This window comes from Bacillus thuringiensis, from assembly GCF_001595725.1.
GTDB lineage: Bacteria > Bacillota > Bacilli > Bacillales > Bacillaceae_G > Bacillus_A > Bacillus_A thuringiensis_K.
In genome coordinates, this window is the sequence record NZ_CP014282.1 from 1,450,288 (window position 1) to 1,474,529 (window position 24,242).

A 24,242-nucleotide genomic window follows, 5' to 3' on the forward strand; every position below is an offset into this window, starting at 1 on the left:
AGATGAAGCAAAGAAGAGGGGCAAACCAGCCGTACCAACGGCTGGTAGGAGAGAAAGCTCTGAAGAAAGGCGAACCAGCCGTAGGAACCCGATTGGTACGGGCTAATCTTTTGCAAAAAAAACGCAAAAGAAGTTTCACTTTATTATAGTCTATCCAAAAATGGGTGGCAAATAGGTGTTTGGCGGGGAATAATATTTGTCAAATCGCGATGAATTGGCTAACATGAAAGAGGAAGGATTAGAGGTGAATAGTATGGAAGCAAAAACGATGAAAGATATGCAGAAAGAAGTAGATGCATATATTGGTCAGTTTAAAGAAGGTTATTTCAGTCCGCTTGCAATGATGGCTCGTTTAACGGAAGAAATGGGAGAGCTTGCAAGAGAGGTAAATCATTATTATGGTGAGAAACCGAAGAAAACAACTGAAAAAGAAAGAAGTATTGAAGAAGAGCTTGGAGATGTATTATTTGTTATGATTTGTATGGCAAATAGTTTAAATATTGATTTAGAGACAGCACATAACATTGTAATGAATAAATTTAATACACGTGATAAAGATCGCTGGACACGTATTGATGAGGGAGAGAAAGAATAATGAAAGAAATTAAAGTAATTATCGCCGGACCAAGAGGACGTATGGGTCATGAAGCAGTTCTTCTTATGGAAAGAACGGAACATTTTAATTTAGTAGCAGCAGTGGATTATAAGCATGGTGGTGAGAAGATTTCTGATTTACCTGGCATGCCAGCATTACATGCACCGATTTACGCTGATTTACATACTTGTTTAGATGAAGTAGAAGCAGATGTGTTGTTAGATTTAACAACACCAGAAGTGGGGAAACAACACGTTACACTTGCAGTTGAGCGTGGACTTCGTTCGGTTATTGGTACAACTGGATTTACAGAAGAAGAATTGGCACGTTTAACAGAGAATGCAAAAGAAAAAGCAGTAGGAACAATTATTGCTCCAAACTTTGCAATTGGTGCAGTTCTTATGATGAAATTCTCACAAATGGCAGCGAAATATTTCCAAGATGTTGAGGTAATTGAATTACATCATGATCAAAAATTAGACGCACCATCTGGTACAGCTGTAAAAACGGTAGAGTTAATTCGTCAAAATCGTGAATCAAAGCAGCAAGGTCATCCAAATGAAGTAGAGCAACTAGCAGGTGCACGTGGTGCAAATGTAGACGGTATTCACATTCATAGTGTACGTTTGCCAGGGCTTATTGCACACCAAGAAGTAATGTTCGGTGGAGATGGACAAATGTTAACAGTTCGTCATGATTCATTCAATCGTGCATCATTTATGTCAGGTGTAAAACTATCAATTGAGACAGTAATGAACCTTGATCATCTTGTGTACGGTTTAGAAAATATTATCGACTAAAGGGGAGACAACGGATGAAAATTGCCTTAATCGCACATGACAAAAAGAAAAATGATATGGTTTCGTTTGCATACGCATATAAACCAATTTTTGAACAACATGAATTATTTGCAACAGGAACGACAGGGCTTCGTATTATGGAAGCGACTGGATTAGTTGTAACAAGATATCAATCTGGCCCTCTTGGTGGAGATCAAGAAATTGGTGCAATGATTGCAAAGAACGATTTAGATATGGTGATTTTCTTCCGCGATCCATTAACAGCACAGCCGCATGAACCGGATGTGAATGCATTGCTTCGTTTATGTGATGTATATGCGATTCCACTTGCAACGAATATGGCAAGTGCTGAAATGTTAATGCACGCATTAGAGCGAGGAGATTTAGATTATCGTAAGTTAAGAAAATGAGGGGAACAATTATGAGTGGATTACATATATTAGCGTTTGGTGCTCATGCCGATGATGTTGAAATCGGCATGGCTGGTACCATCGCTAAATATACAAAGCAAGGGTATGAAGTAGGTATTTGTGATTTAACAGAAGCTGATCTTTCTTCAAATGGAACGATAGAGTTGAGAAAAGAAGAAGCGAAGGTCGCAGCTCGTATAATGGGAGTAAAAACGAGGCTGAATTTAGCGATGCCAGACCGTGGTTTGTATATGAAAGAAGAGTATATACGTGAAATTGTCAAGGTGATCCGTACATATAAACCAAAACTAGTTTTTGCGCCGTACTATGAAGATCGCCATCCAGATCATGCAAATTGTGCAAAGCTTGTGGAAGAGGCTATTTTTTCAGCAGGAATCCGTAAATATATGCCGGAACTTTCACCACATCGTGTGGAGTCTTTTTATAATTATATGATTAATGGTTTTCATAAACCGAATTTTTGTATAGATATAAGTGAGTACCTCTCTATAAAGGTGGAAGCATTAGAAGCGTATGAAAGTCAGTTTTCAACAGGGAGCGATGGTGTTAAGACACCGTTAACAGAAGGTTACGTTGAAACTGTGATCGCTCGTGAGAAGATGTTTGGAAAAGAAGTTGGAGTCTTGTATGCCGAGGGATTTATGAGTAAGAAACCGGTTTTATTACATGCTGATTTATTAGGGGGATGTAAATGAAATTAAAAATAGGTATTACATGTTATCCTTCTGTAGGTGGTTCTGGAGTTGTTGGAACAGAATTAGGAAAGCAATTGGCGGAACGTGGGCATGAAATTCACTTTATTACATCGGGTTTACCATTCCGGTTAAATAAAGTATATCCAAACATTTATTTTCATGAAGTGACGGTAAATCAATACTCTGTATTTCAATATCCACCATACGATTTAGCGTTAGCAAGTAAAATGGCCGAGGTTGCACAAAGAGAAAACTTAGACATTTTACATGTGCATTACGCAATACCACATGCAATTTGTGCATATTTAGCAAAACAAATGATCGGAGAGCGTATTAAAATTGTTACAACCTTACATGGAACAGATATTACTGTGTTAGGTTCCGACCCTTCGTTAAATAATTTAATTCGTTTTGGTATTGAGCAATCAGATGTTGTCACTGCTGTCTCGCATTCATTAATTAATGAAACACATGAGCTTGTAAAACCAAGTAAAGAAATTCAAACGGTATATAACTTTATAGACGAACGTGTATATTTCAAGCGTAATATGTCTCAATTAAAGAAAGAATATGGTATAAGTGAGAGTGAAAAAGTACTTATTCATATTTCGAATTTCCGTAAAGTGAAACGTGTGCAGGATGTTGTTCAGGCATTTGCTAAAATTGTTAAAGAAGTAGATGCGAAGTTGCTTCTTGTTGGAGACGGACCAGAATTCTGTACGATTTTACAGATAGTGAAAAATTTACATATTGAAGATCGCGTTTTATTCTTAGGGAAGCAAGATAATGTTGCAGAACTACTCGCGATGAGTGATTTAATGTTGCTTCTATCAGAGAAGGAAAGTTTTGGTCTTGTTTTATTAGAAGCAATGGCGTGTGGTGTACCTTGTATCGGAACGCGGGTTGGAGGTATTCCAGAGGTTATTCAACACGGGGAAACAGGATATTTATGTGAAGTTGGCGATACAACAGGAGTGGCAAATCAAGCTATTCAGCTATTAAAGGACGAGGAACTTCACCGTAATATGGGAGAGCGAGCAAGAGAAAGTGTTTATGAGCAATTTCGCTCAGAAAAAATTGTTTCACAATATGAAACGATTTACTATGACGTACTAAGGGATGACAAAAATGGAAAGATTTAAAAAAGCTAGTTCTATTATTGAGACATTAAAGCAACAAGGACATGAGGCTTACTTTGTTGGTGGGAGCGTACGAGATCTTATTATCGATAGGCCGATTGGAGATATTGATATTGCGACATCTGCTCTACCAGAAGAAGTGATGGCTATATTCCCAAGAAATGTTCCTGTTGGTCTTGAGCATGGAACTGTAATTGTTGTAGAAAATGGTGAGCCTTATGAGGTAACTACTTTTCGAACAGAAAGCGAATATGAAGATTTTCGAAGACCTAGTAGTGTTCAATTTGTTCGTTCATTAGAAGAGGATTTAAAACGTCGTGATTTCACGATGAATGCAATTGCTATGACAGAAGAAGGCAAAATGGTTGATTTATTTGCTGGACAGGAAGCCATTCAACAGAGAGAAATTGTGACAGTTGGAAATGCTGCGGATCGTTTTCAAGAAGATGCCCTGCGAATGATGCGTGGTATTCGGTTTGTAAGCACGTTAGGTTTTTCATTAGAAATGAAAACGAAGCAAGCGATTGAAACGCATGGGCATTTGCTAGAACATATAGCAATTGAGCGTATTACAGTAGAGTTTGAGAAACTGTTAACTGGTACATATTGTGTGAAAGGTCTCAAAGAATTAGTAGAGACGAAGCTATTTTCTCATTTGCCATATTTACAAATGTCAGAAGAGAGACTGTTAAAAGCTACGCAGTATAAATGGGATTCTTTCGAAACGGATATTGAGGCGTGGGCATTTTTCTTATATTGTATCGGAGAAGAACATCCATCTGTCTTTTTACGTCAATGGAAGTTTTCGAATAAAAAAATAAAAGATATTGTTGCAGTTTTATTGGCAATTCGTACTAGAAAGGAGAAGGATTGGGATACAGTCCTTCTTTATAAAACGGGAATTCATATCGCTGAAATGGCAGAGAGAGTATATGAAGCGATGATTGAAAGCTATAATCCTACATCTGTTGAACGAGTACAATCAATGTTTCATGCATTGCCAATCCAGGAGCGTCAAGAAATGAATGTGACTGGTAATGATTTATTAAACTGGGCAAACAAAAAGCCTGGTCCGTGGGTTGCTGAAATGCTTCAGAAAATCGAAGAAGCAATCGTACAAGGAAACGTAGTTAATGAGAAAGAGCGTATAAGGGAGTGGCTGCAAGGATGCAATCTACTATAAGAAAGCAGTTATTGCAAGTTTTTTCTGAAGCGGATGGCGAGTTTGTATCCGGCCAAACAATTAGTGATAAACTTGGTTGTTCAAGAACTGCTGTGTGGAAACATATGGAGGATCTCCGGAGTGAGGGATATGAACTTGAAGCTGTGCGCCGATTAGGTTACCGAATTGCAAGTAAGCCAGACAAAGTGACTGCTAATGAAATTCAGTTAGGGCTACAAACGAAGCGAATTGGTAGAACAGTGTATTTTGAAGAAACTGTTGAATCAACGCAGCACATTGCAGCAAAACTTGCTTATGAAGGTGCAGAAGAAGGAACTGTCGTTGTAGCAGAAGAACAAACAGCGGGAAGAGGTCGTTTAAGCAGAAAATGGCATTCACCAAAAGGAACAGGGATTTGGATGAGTATTATTTTACGCCCATCAATCCCAGTTCATCATGCACCGCAACTTACTTTGTTAGCGGCTGTTAGTGTTGCACAGGCAATTGAAAAATGTACAGGTGTAAACGTAGGAATAAAATGGCCAAATGATATTTTAATTCAAGGTAAAAAGGCTGTAGGTATATTAACAGAAATGCAAGCGGATCCTGATAAAATTAATGCTGTCATTATGGGCATCGGTATTAATGCGAATCAAAAGCAAGAACATTTTGATGAAGAAATTCAGCACATTGCTACTTCATTAGCGATTGAATCAGGTAAGCCGATTGTTCGTGCAGAACTTATGCAACAAATCTATTTACAACTAGAAAAATTATATGAAGAGTATTTACAAAATGGTTTCTCTGTCATTAAAATTCTTTGGGAAAGTTACGCTGTGAGCATCGGGAAAGAAATTACCGCTCGAACAATGAGAGAGACGATTACGGGTGTAGCAAAAGGAATTACAGAGGATGGTGTATTGCTTCTAGAAGACCATGAAGGAAAAGTACATCATATTCATTCTGCAGATATCGAAATTAAGTAAAAGAAGTTCCTCTTTTGGAACTTCTTTTTATTTCAATAGTTTTGAGGTGAATTTGTAACATGATAATAAATTCTTTTCATCTGCAATTCTCCTTTGTTAAGTGCTTTCTTCAATTAACCTGCATCATTAGTTTAAGGGTTATACTATACAGTTAAATGGATTACAGAAAAAATTAACTTGGACTTTTTTTAACATGCGTTGAAAAACATGTATCTTTTCAGGATTGAATTATCCATAAAAACTGTATAGCATATACTCTCGTATTAAATTTCATATACCGTAATAAGAATAAAAAATTATTTTTTCAAAAAAATGTAGTAATTCCTTTTTGTAGTTTGCTATAATTAGTTCGAATGTGGGCAGTATCAGAGCGAACTGCACCATGATTCGAAGTCATACGAAAAATAATAACTTGGATTCTGCCTTGATCCAATAACGGACTGGGACAGAGGGATGAATAATGCCGACTAACACACAACCCTTCTGCCCTTTTATGGCCAGAGGGGTTTTTTATATGATTTCGGCCATCTCCTCTCTCCTGCATAAAGGAGGAGTAGTTTTTGAAAACAAAAACAGATTTTTTGAAGATGAAAGAGCAAGGTGAGCCGATTACAATGCTAACGGCGTATGATTATCCATCTGCTAAATTAGCAGAAGAAGCTGAAGTTGATATGATTCTAGTTGGAGATTCTCTTGGAATGGTTGTACTCGGATACGATTCAACAGTACCTGTAACAGTAGAGGATATGATTCATCATACGAAAGCTGTACGCCGTGGAGCGAAAGAGACGTTTATTGTAACTGATATGCCATTTATGTCGTATCACGTATCATTACAAGAAACGATGGTGAATGCACGCCGCATCGTTCAAGAGAGCGGGGCACACGCACTGAAGGTAGAAGGTGCTGGAGAAGTTATATCGACGATTCAATATTTGACGAACGCAGGAATTCCTGTTGTAGCGCATTTAGGTTTAACCCCTCAATCTGTAGGAGTGTTGGGTGGATATAAAGTGCAAGGAAAAGATGCGGAGAGTGCAAAAAAATTAATAGAAGATGCAAAGAAATGTGAAGAAGCTGGTGCAATAGCGCTTGTGTTAGAATGTGTACCAATGCAGCTAGCAGAACTTATTTCAGAGCAACTAACAATACCGACAATTGGGATTGGTGCAGGACAAAAAGTAGATGGGCAAGTGCTTGTTTATCATGATCTTATCTCATACGGCGTAAATCGTGTTCCGAAATTTGTGAAGCAATATACGTCTGTTCAAGAGGAGATTGTACGCGGGATTTCACAATATGTTACTGAAGTAAAGACAAGGAAATTTCCTGAAGAAAAACATTCGTTCACAATGAAAGAGGAAGAATGCTTAGCGTTATACGGAGGAAAACAATAATGAAAATCGTAACTACAGTGCAAGAGATGCAGCAAATTACAAACGAACTTCGTGCAAGTGGAAAGAGTATTGGTTTTGTTCCAACAATGGGTTATTTACATGAAGGCCATGCTACTTTATTACGTAAGGCAAGAGAAGAAAATGAAATTGTAGTTTTAAGTGTATTTGTAAACCCACTACAATTTGGCCCAAATGAAGATTTAGATCGATATCCTCGTGATATTGATAGAGATGAAAATGTAGCAAAAGAAAACGGTGTAGATTATTTATTTTATCCGAGTGTAGAAGAAATGTATCCAGCAGAACAAACGACAACAGTTGAAGTTGTAAAGCGTACCGATGTATTATGTGGCAAACAAAGACCTGGTCATTTTGCTGGTGTTGCAACTGTACTAATGAAACTATTTAATATTACGCTGCCAATGCGTGCTTATTTCGGTATGAAAGATGCTCAACAAGTTGCTGTCATTGAAGGATTTGTAACTGATTTCAATATTCCAGTTACAATCGTACCAGTTGATATTGTAAGGGAAGAAGATGGTTTAGCGAAAAGTTCTCGTAACGTGTACCTATCACAAGATGAACGTGAAGAAGCTCTTCATTTATACCGAAGCCTATGTATAGCGAAAGAAAGAATTGAGGCAGGTGAACGTAATCCGGAAATCATTACAAATCTTGTGAAAGAGTATATTGAGACGCATACGAAAGGCACTGTAGATTATGTGGATTTATATGCATATCCGTCATTAACAATGGTAGAGAAAGTCGAAGGAAGGATCATTTTAGCTATTGCAGTTAAGTTTGAAAATGTAAGATTAATTGACAATATAACATTAACGGTTAAATAAGGGGGAGCATCTATGTTTCGCACAATGATGAGAGCAAAGTTACATCGTGCAACTGTAACGGAGGCAAATTTAAATTATGTAGGTAGTATTACAATTGATGAAGACTTAATGGATGCGGTAAATATTGTAGAAAACGAAAAAGTCCAAATTGTAAATAATAATAATGGTGCTCGCTTAGAGACATACGTTATTAAAGGGGAACGCGGTAGTGGTGTTGTTTGTTTAAACGGTGCTGCGGCAAGGCTTGTACAACCAGGGGACAAAGTAATTATTATTTGTTATGGGCTAGTTACGGAAGAAGAGATTCATAAACAAGAACCAAAAATTGCAGTACTAGACGATAATAATCAAATTATTGAAATGTTAGGTGCTGAAAAAGCGGGTACGATATTATAAGTAGAAAAGCTATCTCCATTGCGGAGATAGCTTTTTTGTGCATCTTTTCATTAAGATGAGATAAAACGTGGTATAGTAACATTATATAAATTATTGTTGTTTGAAAGGTAAGAAATTGAGGTGTTACATATATGAGTAAGCGTTATGTCGTTGTTGATTTAGAGACGACAGGGAACTCCTGGAAAGATGGGAAGGATAAAATTACCCAAATTGCAGCTGTTGTAGTAGAAGATGGAGAGATATTGGAGATTTTTTCGTCTTTTGTTAATCCAAAGAGAGAGATCCCACCATTTATTACAGAATTAACAGGGATTGATGAAAGTCTTGTAAAACAAGCCCCGTTATTTCAAGATGTAGCCCCGATGATTGTTGAGCTATTACAAGGTGCGGCTTTCGTTGCGCATAATGTTCACTTTGATTGGAATTTTTTAAATGAAGAATTAAGGCAAGCTGGATATACAGAAATACATTGTCCGAAAATCGACACGGTTGAATTGGCTCAAATTCTTTTGCCGACAGCCGATAGTTATAAATTACGTGATTTAGCTAAGAAGCATGAACTAGAGCACGATCAACCACATCGTGCGGATAGTGATGCTCTTGCAACAGCGGAATTATTTTTACAATTTTTAAATGAAATTGAAAAGTTACCACTTGTCACGTTGCAATCGCTTTATGAATTAAGCGATGTGTTCCAAAGTGATATAGCTGATGTGCTTTCTGAAAATATTTTAAAGAAAGTAATGCACGGTAAAGAAGATACAGCGGAGTATGAAATACATCGAAATATTGCGCTGAAAAAGCGGAACTATTCCTTAAACCTTGGAGAAACGTGTTCATCAAAGTTTGATGCTTTCTTGAATAAAACGATGGATAAATTGGAATCACATATGCCAAAGTTTGAAAGAAGAGAAAGTCAACAATTGATGATGAAAGAGATATATACGGCGTTAAGAGATTCTCGTTTTTCACTAATTGAAGCCGGTACAGGAACAGGAAAGACTCTTGCTTATTTGCTTCCTAGTCTTTATTTTGCAAAGAGAAAAGAAGAACCTGTCATTATAAGTACACAAACGGTACAACTCCAACAACAAATATTAGAAAAAGAAATTCCGTTATTACAAAAAATAATGCCATTTTCATTTGAGGTAGCTCTTCTAAAAGGAAGAAAGCATTATTTATGCTTACATAAATTTGAGTATGCTTTGCAAGAGGAAGAAAAAAATTATGATATGGCACTTACGAAGGCGAAGATTTTAGTTTGGCTATTGCAAACTGAAACAGGTGATCGAGACGAATTAAATATTCCTGAGGGTGGAAAGTTACTTTGGAATCGGATTTGTAGCGATGCGTATAGTCCAGGCGGTATGCAAAGTAATTGGTATAGTCGTTGTTTTTACCAGCGAGCGAAGAATAAAGCTTTATTTGCAGATATCGTTATTACAAATCATGCGTTATTATTTCAAGATTTTTCAAGTGAAGAACCGTTGTTTGCTTCATGCGAACATATTATTTTTGATGAAGCTCACCATATTGAAGAAGCTGCGAGTAGAACATTGGGTGAACAGTTCTCTTGTATGTATTTTCAATTGGTTATATCTCGTCTTGGGACGCTAGAAACAGAAGATGTACTCTCCAAAGTATATAAAATGATGAAAAAATCAGAGCAAGCATCTCGTTCAACTTTCCGTATGATAAGTTATAGTTTGAAGGAACTTAAGTTTGATGCGGATGAACTCTTCCAAATGTTACGTACTTTTATATTTAAACAAACAAAGCAAGAACAAGGAACGAATAATATGCCGCTCATCTATAGGTATAACCCAGAACTAGAAAAAGGTAAGTTGTGGGATAGTATTGTCGAATTAACAAATCGTTTTATATATGAATTAAGAAGGGTAGTAACTGCTCTTGAGAAGCAAGTGAATATATTGCAAAGTAAGTTAGAATGGGAGATGCATGTTGTAACAGGTGAATTTATGCATTTAATTGAGTTGCTGAGAAAGATGGCAGAATCATTACAATTACTCATATTAGAAAAGAATTCGTATGTAACTTGGATGGAGACTGAAACGAAAGGGACGATTCATTCAACAGTTCTATATGCACAGCCTGTTCATATTGGTGAAAGATTTGCGGATGAATTTTTAACAGAAAAAAAGAGTGTTATTTTTACATCTGCAACACTAACAATTAACGATACGTTTGATTATATAAAAGAGGAACTTGGTTTACATGATTTCGCTCCAAATACTTTAAAGGTTCCGTCACCATTTCGTTATGATGAACAGATGAAATTAATGGTTTCAACGGATGTACCTTTTATTAAGCAAGTAAGTAATGAACGATTTATTGAATCTGTATCGGAACATATTGCAAAGATAGCGAAAACCACAAAAGGCAGAATGCTCGTTTTATTCACTTCGTATGAAATGTTAAAAGAAGCGTATGCGAATTTAAAAAATAATGATGAATTAGAGGGTTATTTATTACTCACACAAAGTGTGAATAATAGAAGTAGAAGCCGTTTAATTCGAAAGTTTCAAGAGTTCGACAAATCAATTTTATTAGGGACGAGCAGTTTCTGGGAAGGAATAGATATTCCAGGAGATGCCTTAAGTTGTCTTGTTATAGTCCGTCTACCATTTACACCTCCTCATCAGCCGATGATGGAAGCGAAAGGTGAGTGGCTAAAAAATCAAGGTGAAGATGTATTCGCTAAATTAGCGCTCCCACAAGCAATATTACGTTTCAAACAAGGATTTGGCCGTTTAATTCGAACGAATACAGACACAGGAACGGTAGTAGTGTTAGATCGTCGTTTGACGAGTTCTTCTTATGGAAAACGATTTCTACAATCGATCCCTAACGTACCTCTTTATGAAGGACCATTAGAAGAATTATTAGTACAATTAGAAGAACCACCAAATGAATAAAAATGGAAGAAAAATACGCCTGAAGTATTTATAAACTTCGGGCGTAAAAAATGTGGGTAGGAGGAATTTTATTTTTCTTACTTCTTGTATACAAAATGTGTTGGTTTTCGACTTGAAACCTTTTTTTGCTGTACATGTCCTGCTATAATAGATGGGTGATGAAGCAGGGGTTGTAAAGAATGTACTCTTATTGTAACCGCATTGCGTTCTTCTATAATTAGAAATTTTTGTGTAACGGAGGAGTTTTTTCATGGAGAAGAAAATCGAAGTACTATCAACGACACGTATTAAATATTCGTCTGATTTGTATAAAATTGTTGATAGTTTGAATCGTACGTTAAAAGAGCAGGACCTCATGTTCGGACTAGCATTAGACGAAAAAGATAAAGAAACAGCTGTATTTACGATTTACAGAACGTAGTGATACAATGAAAAAGTGGATCTTTGCAATCATTATTGTTATCGTTGCTAGCGGAATATATGGGGCGTATGTTTATAATAAAGCGATGGGAAAGAAAATTCCCAAAGAGTCGAAATTTGTAGAAATTGCTAAAGAAAAAGCAAAGCTTACAAAGGTCAAATCTGTTGATTATTACAATGGAAAATCTGCATATATAGTCGTGCAAGGTACAGATGAAAAGGGAGAACAACTTATCGTTTGGGTGCCTGAGAAAAAAGGGGATACTGTAGTAAGGAAAAAGAGCGAAGGTATTTCTGAAAAAGAGGCTATACAAAGAACAATAGAGCAAGTCGGCAATGAAAGTAAGGAATCAAAAAGTAAGCCGAAAGAGATTATGAAAGTGAAATTAGGCTTTGAAAATGATGTACCACTATGGGAAGTTACATATATTGATGATGACAATCGTTATAGCTATTACTATCTTGAATTTAAAGATGGAAAATTTTTAAGACGATATAGCATTGAAAAATAGATGTAGGGGGAACTACAAATGAAATTAGCAAAGCGAGTAGCTGCTTTAACACCGTCTTCAACTTTAGAAATTACAGCAAAGGCACAAGCATTAAAAGCAGAAGGTCATGATGTAATTGGATTAGGGGCAGGAGAACCTGACTTTAATACGCCAGAACATATTATGGATGCTGCACATAAAGCGATGTTAGAAGGACATACGAAGTATACACCAACAGGTGGATTACAAGCGTTAAAACAAGAGATTGTGAAGAAGTTTACTCGCGATCAAGGAATTGCGTATGATCCGTCCGAAATTATTGTATGTAACGGCGCAAAGCATGCATTATATACATTATTCCAAGTGTTACTTGATGAAGGAGATGAAGTTATCATCCCAACGCCTTACTGGGTAAGTTATCCTGAGCAAGTAAAGCTCGCTGGAGGTAAGCCAGTTTATGTAGAAGGTCTGGAAGGCAATGAGTACAAAATTACAGCAGAGCAGCTGCGTGAGGCAATTACAGAGAAAACGAAAGCAGTTATTATTAATTCACCAAGCAATCCAACAGGAATGATTTACAGCAAAGAAGAATTACAACAGCTTGGAGAAGTATGTTTAGAACACGATATTTTAATCGTTTCAGATGAAATTTATGAAAAGTTAATTTATGGTGGAGCAGAATATACTTCGGTTGCCCAGCTTTCTAATGCATTAAAAGAACAAACACTTATTATTAATGGTGTATCTAAATCTCATTCTATGACAGGATGGCGTATTGGATATGCAGCAGGGAATAAGCAGCTTATTAAAGCGATGACGAACTTAGCGAGTCATAGTACGTCAAACCCTACTTCAATCGCTCAATACGGCGCAATTGCGGCATATGCAGGCTCACAAGAACCTGTAGAAACAATGCGTCAAGCATTTGAAGAGAGATTAAACATTATTTATGATAAATTAATTCAAATCCCTGGCTTTACTTGCATTAAACCACAAGGTGCATTTTACTTATTCCCTAATGTAAAAGAAGCTGTAGCTTTATCTGGATACGAAAACGTTGATGATTGGGCAAAAGCTTTATTAGAAGAGGAAAAAGTGGCTCTTGTACCAGGTACAGGATTTGGTGCTCCGAATAACGTTCGCTTATCATATGCGACATCTCTTGAACAAGTAGAGAAAGCATTAGAACGCATTCATACGTTTATGAAAAGTAAAGTGCAAGCTTAATTTTATATTTCATTCATGTAATATAAAAAACCTCCCTATTAATGGGGAGGTTTTTTTGACGAATTGTGGCAAAAAGAAATAGCTAAAGGTGTGTTATACTAGAGAGCGAGGTGTTTGGTGATGAAAAAGAAAATAATGTTACAGTGGTTTGAGCAGGGAAGCATTGCAATTCCAAAATTGCTTATGATGCATTATAAAAAATTAGGTTTAAATGAGACGGAATTTATGGTGGTACTTCATGTACACACATTTTTAGAATCAGGTAATTCGTTTCCGACTCCTTCAGAGATTTCTGAACGGATGACGATAACGGAAATGAAATGTATGGAAGTAATTCAAGTATTGATTCAAAAAGGTTTTTTATCACTAGAAGGTGGACAAAGATCAGAAGCGATGATGTGCGAAAGTTATTCTTTACAACCGTTATGGGAAAAAATATTACATTTCTTAATGGATGAATCAATAGAGGAAGAGCAAAAAGAAAAAAAACAGCTGCAAGTAAATTTATATACAGTATTTGAAAAAGAATTTGGAAGACCACTTTCGCCGTTCGAATGTGAAACGTTAGGAATGTGGGAGGACCAAGATCAACATCATCCAAATTTAATTCAAGCGGCTCTTAGAGAAGCTGTAATGAGTGGAAAACTAAATTTCCGATATATTGATCGTATTTTATTTGAGTGGAAAAAGAATGGAATTAAAACGGTAGATCAGGCTCAAAATCAAGGTCAAAAATTTAGAGCGAATCAACAAAGAACACAACAAATGACAAAACAAGAGACGAAATTTACTGGAAAAGTGCCTTTTTATAATTGGTTGGAGCAGTAATATAGGAGGAAAAATATGCTTAACAAAACGCAAATCCGTTATTGTTTAGACACAATGGCGGATATGTATCCAGAAGCACATTGTGAATTGGTTCATGATAATCCATTTGAACTTGTAATCGCGGTGGCGTTATCTGCACAATGTACGGATGTACTTGTAAATAAAGTGACAAGAAATTTATTTCAAAAATATAAAACACCAGAAGATTATTTAAGTGTTTCTCTAGAAGAATTACAACAAGATATACGCTCTATCGGATTGTATAGAAATAAAGCAAAAAACATTCAAAAATTATGCCGAATGTTATTAGATGACTATAATGGAGAAGTACCGAGCGATCGAGATGAACTTACGAAATTACCAGGTGTAGGAAGGAAAACAGCGAATGTTGTAGTTTCCGTAGCGTTTGGAATTCCGGCAATTGCTGTTGATACACATGTGGAGCGAGTGAGTAAACGATTAGCTATGTGTAAATGGAAAGACTCTGTGTTAGAAGTAGAAAAAACATTAATGAAAAAAGTACCGATGGATGAGTGGGGAGTTACACATCATCGTATGATTTTCTTTGGACGTTATCACTGTAAAGCACAACGACCGCAATGTGAGGAGTGCAGACTGTTAGAAGTATGTCGTGAAGGAAAGAAGCGAATGAAGGTGAAATAAAGGATGGAGCGAGTTATAGAAATACCGAAAGAATTTCACTGTTTACCATTTTTTGAAGAAAGTGTAAATTTAATTAAGTATCATACAGACAATTCTTTTGAAGAGATAATACAAAATACTTACTTTATATTTGATATTGAAAGACAGTATGAGCCATGGAAGGAAATTGAAAACAGTATTCCAGCGATGTTGAATGTATGGAAAAATAAGCATGAAGACATTGCTATACTGTTTCGAAATAGAAATAAGCAAGAGGCTGAGGGACCAATGATTCTTTTTGCAGCTCACTTGTTATCGGTTGTCTATTGGCTAAATGAACAACCTGTTCATAGTTTGAATGAAATGCAAATAAATACGAATAAATTAAAAGTACAACCTGTTAATTTTATGGAAAGATATTCATTCATTATAAAGAAACCGAGTAATTATCATTCTTATATTCAATTAGCGCAGTTGTATATCGAAATAGAAAAGCTGTATGTAAAGAAAATGATAACAAAAAAGAAGTCCGCTTCTCGTTAAGAGAAACGGACTTCTTTTTTTGTATATTAGGACTCTGTTGTAACAACAGCACCGTCTGCGTGAGGTGTATCTCCTCCGGTATTTTGGTGTTGCTGTTCTTGTTGTTTCTTAGCTTCTTCTTCAGCTTTTTTCTTGGCCTCTTCTTCAGCTTTCTTCTTAGCTTCTTCTTCAGCTTTTTTCTTAGCTTCTTCTTCAGCTTTCCTTCTAGCTTCCTCATCAGCTTTCTTCTGAGCTTCTTCTTGCTGTTTACGTTGTTGTTCTTGTTGCTGTTCTTGTTGTTTTTTAGCCTCTTCTTCAGCCTTTTTCTTAGCTTCGTCTTGTTTTACTTTATCTTCATTAGCCTTTTTCTGGGCTTCTTCATCAGCTTTTTTCTTAGCTTCTTCATCGGCCTTTTTCTTAGCCTCTTCTTCAGCTTTTTTCGCATCTGGAGTTCCGCCAGGCGCAGTGAAGGATGCACCAACTGCTGGGCTTGTGCCAGTGCCTTTTTTCGCTACTACAGAGAAGCTATAAGTAACACCTGGTTTAATACCACCAAGAGTAGCTGTCGTACCACTTACTGATAGGCTGCCACTTGAACCGTCAGTTGCTTTATAGCTGGCTGCATATGCATCAACTTCTGCTGGTCCAGACCAGTTTAGTGTAACTGTGCTAGCGCCATCAAAAGTGACATTCAGACCACTAGGGGCATCTACTTTAATTTGTTTAATTGCATCTTTTTTCGCACCTTTTACATATAATTCTCCGTTTATTTCTTGAACAGAAGAAGGACGTTCAAAGCGTGATTTATCTGTAGCGAATTTGCTCATCATTACTTGGAACATTTGCTGTGCAATTTTAGTATAACGATCACTAATGTAGTTTTCTGGACCGTTCTTTACGTAACCCGTCCATACAGCCATCGTATATTGTGGTGTATATCCAGCGAACCAGCTATCTCTGTTTGCATCAGCTGGAATGCCGTATTTCTTTAAATCTTTTGCATCAAAGTTTTGCGTTCCAGTTTTACCCGCTACGTCAACACCTGAAACATATGCTGTTGGTCCTGTACCACCAGAACCAGGTTTTACTACGTCACGAAGAACGTCAGTTACCATGTAAGCTGTATAGTCTTGCATAGCACGTTGTTCTTTCGGTTTAAAGCTTTTCTTTTTCCCGTCCGGGAAGGTTACTTCTTTTACGAAGTGTGGTTTATTGTAGTTACCACTATTACCAAAGGTTGCATATGCACCTGCTACTGCTAAGGGAGAACTATCGTTACTACCAATTGCAGTAGATTCATGTACTCCATTTTCAAATGTCATGCCTAAACCTTCAGCAAACTCTTTTGATTTATTAAGTCCAACTGTTTGAGCTGTCTTTAAAGCCGGGATGTTTAATGACTTCTTCAATGCTTCACGAAGTGAAACGTCACCTTTAAAACTCCCTGTAGCATTTTTAATCTTTGTGCCATCAGAATAAGTATATTCAGAGTCATTTAATTGATGATAAGTAGACCACTGAAGATTCTCAATCGCTGGACCGTAGTCGAAAATTGGTTTCATTGTTGAACCAACTTGGCGTTTTAAATCAGTTGCCATATTATGACCTTTGAAAGTGGACTTATTTTCTTTACGTCCAGCACCAATTGCTCGAACTTCTCCAGATTGTGTATCCATAAATACGAATGATCCTTGGAATTGATCGTTTGGATACTTAATAAGATTGCCATCCATAATTTTTTCAGCATAATCTTGAGCATCTTGATCAAGTGTTGTATGAATCGTTAAACCATCTGAACCGATATTTACATCAGGATATTCTTTTTCAACTTCTTTTACAACTGCATCTAAAAATGCTTGATACTTCATCTCAGTTATTTCTGAAGACGGTTGAAGGCCCTCTGTTACTGGGATTTTAACTGCATTATTCATTTCTTCTTTTGTTATATAACCATGTCGATTCATTAATGACAATACGACATTACGACGATTTGTTGCTCGTTCAACATTTTCCTTTTTGGTTGGATCATAAATGTTTGGACCTTGGGGTAAACCAGCGAGCATAGCAGCTTCATGTAATTGCAAGTCTTTTAAATCTTTACCATAATATTTTTGCGCTGCTGTCGCAATACCGTATGAACGGTTACCTAAATTAATCTTATTTAAGTACATTTCTAAAATCTCATGTTTAGAGTATTGTTGCTCTAATTTGTAAGATAAGTACCATTCTTGTACTTTTCTCTTAGCGGTTTTATCCATCGTTAGAAAGTAGTTTTTAACGACTTGCTGTGTAATCGTACTACCACCTTGGGAACCGAAACCACCAGTGACATTTTCCATAACTGCTTTTGTAGTTCGTTTAAAATCAATTCCATTATGATCATAGAAACGCGAATCCTCAGTTGCAAGGAATGCATTTTCAACTACTTTTGGAATTTGATCATAAGTAACATGTGTTCGTTTTTCAGCACCGTATTCATAGAAGAAATTTCCGTTTTTATCAAGAAACTTTGTTGATAAAGGATTAACAAGTTTGGATTTGTCTAATTTTGGAGCGTCCTTTACCATAACAAAGAAAGCGGAAACGCCGGCTACAAGACCAACGATACCAAGAAGTAGACAACCTATAAGGAATTTCTTGAAAAAGGAGCCTTTTTTCTTTGGTTTTTCTTCTTTATGTGTTTTTTTCTCTTGATTTTTCACATGATTTCGTTCTGTACGAGAACGATAATTATCTGACATTATACTTTCTCCTACCTTTCATTCTCTCCCCCAAAAGTCGAAAAAAGAGCCTTAGTGATGACTCTATCACGAAAAATAAACCATGTCTAGTACACGGATATAGTCAATCCGAGGGTGATAACCGCATGATAATAAGGATCCATGCTCTTCTATTTCTTCTTTCGTAATCGACTTGCGTCCACCAGTATTTTGACGATTCCAAAATGCAATAATATGTTTTGCATCTAGTAAATAAAATTCATCAAAAAGTGTAAATTTAATAATAACAAATGCAATTCCATTATGAGCAACCACTTGCTTCATATGTTCAATTTGATGAAGGTGGAAGTTTTGAAGTGGGAAACTAGTTTTATTTTTTGTTTCCTTTGCTTCAAAATCGATGTATTTCCCTTTGTATACACCGTTGTAATCTGTTGTAGAAGGTTGTTTAAAATACGCTTCTTTTACCACTGCAGCACTTCGAGCGGGGTAATCTACTTTTACAATTTGAAGAGGTGTAGGCTTTTTATGTACACATGCAATATTATGGGTTAAGTAATATTGATTTGTTTCATTCAATTCCTCTTCAAGGGACATACCTCTATTACTATAAGTATGTGTTTTTATAGGTGTTTTTTGAGGTTGTGAAGCTTGATTATACCTTTTTCCATTTGGGTAACGAATGGTCATAGTGTGTCCACTCCCAACTTGCTAAGAATTACTTACAAAGGTGATTATATCAAAAAATGAAAAAAGATGTGACCTTTTTGATGAAAGGTATGATGACTTATTTATGTTTACATGGAATGATTATATGAAAATTAAACAAAATCGAGAAAAAAAGTTTTGTACAGAGGAAGAAAGAGCAATCATTCGCAATATTAAAAAGAAAACAGAAATAGCTAATGTGGACAATATTTCTCGAACACAATCTTATCAAGAATATTATTTAAGAAATAGTGAAATCAGGTGGGCCTTTTTAGCGAGTATGGTTTCGAGAAATGCGGGCTGGAATATGACTGATTTAGAAGGGAGATATTATGCTACTGTTTTACCTAAAATGGTAAAAAAACATTTATTTATTCTGTACGAACAGGCTAATTGGATTATTTTTTTAGATGCATTTCCACAGCTATTATTGTATGAGGAAAGTAAGAAGAGACGTGCACCTCTCTTTCATTTGTTGCAATATTTCAGCGTATCAATTTTTATGGAAAAAGAATGGCTATTTTTCTGGGAAAGAAGAGATATAAATAGGCTTATGACAGCGCTTATTATAAATGAACAAAATAAAATTCAAAAACCAGTCATTGAGAACACATATTTTAAAAAACATGTATTCCATACTGCACTTTTTAAAGTACAAGAAAGATTTCATATTAGTGCAGTTATCTTCCCAACAATTGAAGGGAGAATGTATGGATTTTCGGTTTATCAATTTGAAACGTTACAACAGCGTATAGAACTAGGAAAAAAATTAGCATGGTTATTGTTTCATCCAATTTATAATGGTTCGTTTTATAAGTTTGCATTGCAAACTACACATACTGGGTCTAGAGAAGATTATGAAGTTTACGCAAAGGAAACTCGAAAGTCTTATACGCCAACACTTAGAGATATTTATCCTGTTATTTTACATGAAGAAATAAAAATGAGAGATTGGTTTTGTGCAAATATGAAAATGAATGTGCTATTTGTACTTGAAGAACCTAAAGGGGAAGTTAATATAACAGAATGGTATAGAAGAAAGAGAGAACAAATCTATAGGCTATCTATCGTAAATCGTTTTGCTAAAAGGATGGATGAGTTCATGATATAATAAAAAAGAAGTCCCGTCTTCCATTTTGAAGACGGGACTTCTTAATTTGAAACAATCCTGCTATGTGTGCTACAACTTTAATCTCAAAACGTAATGCTAGTAGGAGATTAAGGGTGACTTGAAATTTAACTGTTCGTAATAAAGTCTCGCTTTATGTAGCAGGGAAGTTTGGACCATCTAGCTTTGGATTGCCAGTCTCGGGTTTATTTTGTTGTTTGTTTTGGTTTTTCTTTTTTTCATTTTTGTTCTTTGCCATTGTAATACACCTCCTTTTTGTATTGTTACCATTTCTATAAATGACATACGAAATGATTTCTTTGACGAATAACAACTAGTTTTGTCATGTGGGCAGGAGTGGTGAATCATTCGGCGAAAATACATGACAAAGGAAAAGCAAAGAAGGAGGCGTTTTGTATATGGCGATGGTTCAAAAGGAAGATGTAATGAAAAAAATGGATCAAATGTTAAGTTCTCTCGATTTGCTGGAAATGAATATAGGGATTAGAATGAATCATGCATTAAAGGATGCGAGTGAAAAAATATGCAATAAGATAGAAATAACAGAAATGCATATTGAACATATGGAAAATAAATTAGTGCATCACGAAGAGAAAGGGAATTGGGTAAAGACATTTCAAAACGTCGTAGTGAGTGCATAATAAGGTGGGAAAGTAATGAAGAATGAAGCGTTAATACAGTCTTCAGAAAAACTCATGCAGTATAATAATGAAGCGAATGTAAAAAAGAGAGAACTAACCGAATACGACTTTTATAAGGATATGAAACCGTTTGTAGATATGGTAGATGAGGAATTAAAGAAGTGGAAAGAATTAGCTTATACGTGGATTAAAGAAGAAAAGCCAAAATATATACATGTACAGCAAATTGATCAAGTATACGATAATTTACAAACGAATGTGTTACAATGCTTTGTAAATAAAGGTAAAGGTAAACGATTCTTTGAAACACACCAAGCCATTTCGTATACTTTGCAAAATATAGTTGAGCAATGTAAATAACAAGAGGGAGAGCCCTCTTGTTATTTTTATGCTTCTGTCATTGTTGTGGGTTTTGTTGCGCCGTTTATTTCTAATTCTTTTATTAATGTTCGATAATCTGATATGCATATTTTTCCTTCGAGATACCAATGTCTCGCAAAGTCTAATAATTCATTTACATTCTCTGTGCAATACCCCTTTTTTTGAGAAAACGCTTGTTTTAAATCCCCTAATACCATGTTGATTCCTCCCCCATGAGAATCTTCTTCTTCATTATCATAGCATGGAAGGGTTTTCTTTTTTAATTTTTTAAAAATTTAAACTTCCGACAAAAATAGACAGATACTCCATCACACATATTATTTTATAGGTACATATTATATATGTAGAAACTTATGTGAAGGAGGAGAGAATGCATGTTTCAACAACCTAACGTATATCAGCAAACGAATCCATATATACAGCAAAATATGTACCAATATAATACGGATACATATTTACGGTATAATATGTATCCTTTCGAGCCTTATTATGGAAATCAAAATTATTATCAACCGTTTGAAGTGTCCTTTATGAATCAAGCTCAACAACCACAACAGCAGCAACCTTATGTGAATCAAGCTCAACAACCACAAGCTCAGCAACCATACATGAATCAACAACAGCAGCAGCCTTATATGAATTCGCAATATTATATGCCACCACCACCATCGCCGTATGCTAATCAACAAGCGATGTTTTATCCACCAAAACAACCGTATCCGACGCAGGGTAAGCAAAAGCAACAACAGCCAAGTCAGTTTTCTAGTTTTGTTTCTCAATTTAAAACATCAGATGGTAACTATGATGTAAATAAAATGATGAATACAGCTGGACAAATGATGAATGCGATGAATCAAGTGACAGGTATTGTAAAGCAAGTTGGAGGCTTTTTTGGTAAGTAATGTTGAAGGATTGTCTATAAAAACAATGTAGATGAAATAAAGGACTAGACAAATTTCCTTGTAATAAATGGGTATATATAACAAACGGCTTTCTCTCTTTTCTCATACTGTAAAGTGTAATCAGATTTTTTTTAACGAGAGAGGAGAGAAAAAACTATGCATCATTGTCATCCTTGCTTTGGAGGGCATAAGCCTACAGGACCTATTTGTACGACTGCTCCTGTCATTCATCCGACGAAACAATGCGTAACACACTCTTTTTCAACAACGGTGGTGCCACACATTTTCCCAACACATACAACACATGTACATCATCAACAAATTAAAAACCAAAACTTCTTCCCACAAACAAATTCAAATGTAAATGTTGTGGACCCAATCGACCCAGGATTCGGCGGCGGATGTGGACCGTGTGGTCATGGTCATCATCATCATCATCACCACGGTCATCAAATATCTCCATTTGGGCCGGGACCGAATGTATCACCGTTTGGACCAGGACCAAATGTATCACCGTTTTTACCAAACAATGTATCACCAGTAGGTCCAAATATCGGACCAAACGTTGGTGGAATATTTAAAAAGTAAATGATATGTTAGAACTAGCGAAATGCTAGTTCTTTTTTTGTAATTGGAGTGTTGATATGAAAGTTATTTCAGTAACAGGATATAAGCCATTTGAACTTGGAATATTTAAAAATGATCATCCAGGAGTGGAGTGTATAAAGAAAGCATTACACCGTAAATTACTCACTTTTGTAGAAGATGGTTTAGAGTGGGTTATAATAAGCGGCCAATTAGGTGTAGAATTATGGGCTGCTGAAGTTGTTTTTGAAATGCAAGTAGAATATCCAGATTTAAAATTAGGGGTATTCACTCCGTTTTTAGAACAAGAAGAAAATTGGAAAGAAGATAATCGTGAATATTACGAATTTATTCTTTCTCAAGCAGACCATGTTGATAGTATCACGAAACGGAAGTATGAAAGCCCAGAGCAATTTAAATTAAAAAATCAATTTTTTATTGAAAAAAGTGATGCGCTTTTAGCGGTATACGATGAAGAAAAACCAGGAAGTCCCAAATATATTGTAGAATCAGCAAAGAAAAAAGGGGAAATAGAAAATTATCACAGTTATTTCATTCTTTTTTCTGATTTACAAGATATAATAGAAGAGGAACAGTGGAATAATGCAGAGTAATATGTAATATAGTACTCGTATATATGATTGACAAAAAGCATTGTTTCTGAAAAAATTTAGTTAATGAAAGTTTTGGTAAAAATTTGAGGTGAAGAAAATGATTTCGGATAAAATTAAATTAACAGCGAAAGATATTTTAGAAAAAGAATTTAAAACAGGTATGAGAGGTTATCAGCAAGAAGAAGTAGACAAGTTTCTTGATATGATCATTAAAGACTATGAAGCTTTCCACAAAGAGTTTGAGCAATTAAAGCAACAAAATGCTCGTTTAAAGCGTGAATTAGAGGAACAAAAACTAGCTGTAACGCAAGTTCCACAACAACCTGTACAAACACCAGTTGCACAACCAGTTTATAACAACACGAATACGGATATTTTAAAACGCTTATCTAACTTAGAAAAAGCTGTATTTGGAAGTAAGTTATACGAATGATGTAAGGTGGGAAAAGGTTTAAGCATTTTACATAGAAAAAAACGTTGCAAAATCTTTTTGTTTCCACTATACTAATGGATGTCATAACGTTTGGGTAATCGCTGCAACGCCAACGTTGTAGAGGAAAGTCCATGCTCGCACGGCCTGAGATGGCTGTAGTGTTCGTGCCTAGCCAATTCATAAGCTAGGGTATTCTGGCTGTAAGGCTGGTTTAACGGCAGGGAAAAAACCTAAGTCCTTTCGGATATGGTTTGACTACCTTTAAAGTGCCACAGTGACGAAGTCCTTGAAGAAATGATAGGAGTGGAACGAGGTAAACCCCACGAGCGAGAAACCCAAATAATGGTAGGGGAATCTTTTCCAAGGAAATGAACGATGGGAAAGGACAGGTTTTATAACCTGTAGATAGATGATTGCCACCGGAGTACGAGGCGTGGGCCGTTTGTAGTACAAAGGAACAGAACATGGCTTACAGAACGTTATGAACCAACTATGAAATAACTCAGCTCTCCTTTGTTAGAGGAGGGCTTTTTATTTGTATGAAGTTATAAAGTATGAGTTAAAATGGTTAATGAGAAAATTTTTCGTAAAATGTAATGATTAATAGGACCAAT

The 24,242-nt window shown here is 36.0% G+C and carries 28 protein-coding genes and 1 other RNA gene; 25 read left to right on the forward strand and 4 right to left on the reverse strand.

Going from position 1 to position 24,242, the window contains the following annotated elements; all coding sequences use genetic code 11:
- Positions 1-253 precede the first annotated feature (253 nt).
- The 17 genes from AXW78_RS07415 to AXW78_RS07495 all read left to right on the forward strand — a co-directional run bounded on the left by AXW78_RS07415 (position 254) and on the right by AXW78_RS07495 (position 15,536).
- Positions 254-595, forward strand: coding sequence for a nucleotide pyrophosphohydrolase (locus AXW78_RS07415; RefSeq protein WP_002108639.1), 342 nt, complete (start codon positions 254-256; stop codon positions 593-595).
- Positions 595-1,395: a dihydrodipicolinate reductase gene (dapB, locus tag AXW78_RS07420; protein WP_000658810.1), complete on the forward strand. Its 801-nt coding sequence runs from the start codon at positions 595-597 to the stop codon at positions 1,393-1,395. The genes AXW78_RS07415 and dapB overlap by 1 nt, the downstream gene beginning before the upstream one ends.
- A gap of 14 nt (positions 1,396-1,409) precedes the next feature.
- Positions 1,410-1,805 (forward strand): methylglyoxal synthase, encoded by a 396-nt coding sequence (gene mgsA / locus AXW78_RS07425; RefSeq protein WP_000684765.1) that lies wholly within the window; start codon positions 1,410-1,412, stop codon positions 1,803-1,805.
- Positions 1,806-1,816: 11 nt separating this feature from the next.
- Positions 1,817-2,521, forward strand: a complete 705-nt coding sequence (gene bshB1 / locus AXW78_RS07430; protein ID WP_000015673.1) for a bacillithiol biosynthesis deacetylase BshB1 — start codon at positions 1,817-1,819, stop codon at positions 2,519-2,521.
- Positions 2,518-3,663, forward strand: coding sequence for an N-acetyl-alpha-D-glucosaminyl L-malate synthase BshA (gene bshA / locus AXW78_RS07435; protein WP_000768305.1), 1,146 nt, complete (start codon positions 2,518-2,520; stop codon positions 3,661-3,663). The genes bshB1 and bshA overlap by 4 nt, the downstream gene beginning before the upstream one ends.
- A complete protein-coding gene (locus AXW78_RS07440; RefSeq protein ID WP_000439318.1) occupies positions 3,650-4,843 on the forward strand; it encodes a CCA tRNA nucleotidyltransferase in 1,194 nt (397 codons plus the stop codon). The genes bshA and AXW78_RS07440 overlap by 14 nt, the downstream gene beginning before the upstream one ends.
- Positions 4,828-5,808, forward strand: a complete 981-nt coding sequence (locus tag AXW78_RS07445) for a biotin--[acetyl-CoA-carboxylase] ligase (protein WP_001192064.1) — start codon at positions 4,828-4,830, stop codon at positions 5,806-5,808. The genes AXW78_RS07440 and AXW78_RS07445 overlap by 16 nt, the downstream gene beginning before the upstream one ends.
- A 560-nt stretch (positions 5,809-6,368) precedes the next feature.
- A complete protein-coding gene (gene panB, locus AXW78_RS07450; RefSeq protein WP_000851107.1) occupies positions 6,369-7,205 on the forward strand; it encodes a 3-methyl-2-oxobutanoate hydroxymethyltransferase in 837 nt (278 codons plus the stop codon).
- Positions 7,205-8,053, forward strand: a complete 849-nt coding sequence (gene panC, locus AXW78_RS07455) for a pantoate--beta-alanine ligase (RefSeq protein WP_000707012.1) — start codon at positions 7,205-7,207, stop codon at positions 8,051-8,053. The genes panB and panC overlap by 1 nt, the downstream gene beginning before the upstream one ends.
- A 12-nt stretch (positions 8,054-8,065) precedes the next feature.
- Positions 8,066-8,449 carry an aspartate 1-decarboxylase gene (panD, locus tag AXW78_RS07460; RefSeq protein WP_000490182.1) on the forward strand — a complete coding sequence of 128 codons (384 nt, stop codon included), beginning with the start codon at positions 8,066-8,068 and terminating at the stop codon, positions 8,447-8,449.
- 131 nt (positions 8,450-8,580) lie between these two features.
- The gene (dinG, locus tag AXW78_RS07465; RefSeq protein ID WP_000044965.1) at positions 8,581-11,385 is read left to right on the forward strand and encodes an ATP-dependent DNA helicase DinG; all 2,805 of its coding nucleotides are present in this window, start codon (positions 8,581-8,583) and stop codon (positions 11,383-11,385) included.
- Positions 11,386-11,635: 250 nt separating this feature from the next.
- Positions 11,636-11,806, forward strand: a complete 171-nt coding sequence (locus AXW78_RS07470) for a YpmA family protein (protein WP_000412179.1) — start codon at positions 11,636-11,638, stop codon at positions 11,804-11,806.
- A 7-nt stretch (positions 11,807-11,813) separates the two neighbouring features.
- Positions 11,814-12,317, forward strand: a complete 504-nt coding sequence (locus AXW78_RS07475; RefSeq protein WP_000758739.1) for a cell wall elongation regulator TseB-like domain-containing protein — start codon at positions 11,814-11,816, stop codon at positions 12,315-12,317.
- A gap of 18 nt (positions 12,318-12,335) precedes the next feature.
- Positions 12,336-13,523 carry an aspartate transaminase AspB gene (aspB, locus tag AXW78_RS07480; RefSeq protein WP_000761568.1) on the forward strand — a complete coding sequence of 396 codons (1,188 nt, stop codon included), beginning with the start codon at positions 12,336-12,338 and terminating at the stop codon, positions 13,521-13,523.
- A gap of 120 nt (positions 13,524-13,643) precedes the next feature.
- Positions 13,644-14,351, forward strand: coding sequence for a DNA replication protein DnaD (dnaD, locus tag AXW78_RS07485; protein ID WP_000727172.1), 708 nt, complete (start codon positions 13,644-13,646; stop codon positions 14,349-14,351).
- Between the two features lie 15 nt (positions 14,352-14,366).
- A complete protein-coding gene (gene nth / locus AXW78_RS07490) occupies positions 14,367-15,014 on the forward strand; it encodes an endonuclease III (RefSeq protein WP_000933036.1) in 648 nt (215 codons plus the stop codon).
- Positions 15,015-15,017: 3 nt separating this feature from the next.
- Positions 15,018-15,536, forward strand: coding sequence for a YpoC family protein (locus AXW78_RS07495; RefSeq protein WP_000442648.1), 519 nt, complete (start codon positions 15,018-15,020; stop codon positions 15,534-15,536).
- 26 nt (positions 15,537-15,562) lie between these two features.
- On the opposite strand, the gene AXW78_RS07500 is transcribed toward AXW78_RS07495, so the two are convergent.
- Entirely contained in the window at positions 15,563-18,256 is a 2,694-nt protein-coding gene (locus AXW78_RS07500) for a PBP1A family penicillin-binding protein (protein ID WP_001283096.1), read from the reverse strand.
- 66 nt (positions 18,257-18,322) lie between these two features.
- On the reverse strand, positions 18,323-18,925 hold the full coding sequence (gene recU, locus AXW78_RS07505; RefSeq protein WP_000155598.1) for a Holliday junction resolvase RecU: 603 nt from the start codon (positions 18,923-18,925) through the stop codon (positions 18,323-18,325).
- Between the two features lie 103 nt (positions 18,926-19,028).
- Between recU and AXW78_RS07510 the strand changes: the two genes are divergently transcribed.
- Entirely contained in the window at positions 19,029-20,054 is a 1,026-nt protein-coding gene (locus tag AXW78_RS07510; RefSeq protein ID WP_000495646.1) for a DUF2515 domain-containing protein, read from the forward strand.
- Positions 20,055-20,205: 151 nt separating this feature from the next.
- Here the strand turns inward: AXW78_RS07510 and AXW78_RS35465 are convergent, their stop codons facing one another.
- Complete coding sequence (locus AXW78_RS35465; protein ID WP_001987054.1) at positions 20,206-20,385, reverse strand: hypothetical protein; 180 nt, start codon at positions 20,383-20,385, stop codon at positions 20,206-20,208.
- A gap of 85 nt (positions 20,386-20,470) precedes the next feature.
- On the opposite strand from AXW78_RS35465, the gene AXW78_RS07515 reads away from it, so the two are divergent.
- Positions 20,471-20,713, forward strand: coding sequence for a hypothetical protein (locus AXW78_RS07515; protein WP_001252036.1), 243 nt, complete (start codon positions 20,471-20,473; stop codon positions 20,711-20,713).
- Between the two features lie 15 nt (positions 20,714-20,728).
- Complete coding sequence (locus tag AXW78_RS07520) at positions 20,729-21,073, forward strand: YppE family protein (protein WP_000786940.1); 345 nt, start codon at positions 20,729-20,731, stop codon at positions 21,071-21,073.
- Between the two features lie 26 nt (positions 21,074-21,099).
- Here the strand turns inward: AXW78_RS07520 and AXW78_RS07525 are convergent, their stop codons facing one another.
- Positions 21,100-21,291, reverse strand: coding sequence for a YppF family protein (locus AXW78_RS07525; RefSeq protein ID WP_000242653.1), 192 nt, complete (start codon positions 21,289-21,291; stop codon positions 21,100-21,102).
- 177 nt (positions 21,292-21,468) lie between these two features.
- Between AXW78_RS07525 and AXW78_RS07530 the strand changes: the two genes are divergently transcribed.
- From AXW78_RS07530 to rnpB, 5 genes are all read left to right on the forward strand, one after another.
- Positions 21,469-21,996, forward strand: coding sequence for a YppG family protein (locus AXW78_RS07530; protein ID WP_000487629.1), 528 nt, complete (start codon positions 21,469-21,471; stop codon positions 21,994-21,996).
- A gap of 156 nt (positions 21,997-22,152) precedes the next feature.
- A complete protein-coding gene (locus tag AXW78_RS07535) occupies positions 22,153-22,584 on the forward strand; it encodes a CotD family spore coat protein (protein WP_000546272.1) in 432 nt (143 codons plus the stop codon).
- Between the two features lie 56 nt (positions 22,585-22,640).
- On the forward strand, positions 22,641-23,195 hold the full coding sequence (locus AXW78_RS07540) for an SLOG family protein (protein ID WP_000864832.1): 555 nt from the start codon (positions 22,641-22,643) through the stop codon (positions 23,193-23,195).
- 97 nt (positions 23,196-23,292) lie between these two features.
- Complete coding sequence (gene gpsB, locus AXW78_RS07545) at positions 23,293-23,628, forward strand: cell division regulator GpsB (RefSeq protein WP_000622431.1); 336 nt, start codon at positions 23,293-23,295, stop codon at positions 23,626-23,628.
- 86 nt (positions 23,629-23,714) lie between these two features.
- Positions 23,715-24,105, forward strand: an RNA gene (gene rnpB, locus AXW78_RS07550) — RNase P RNA component class B.
- Positions 24,106-24,242: the final 137 nt, after the last annotated feature.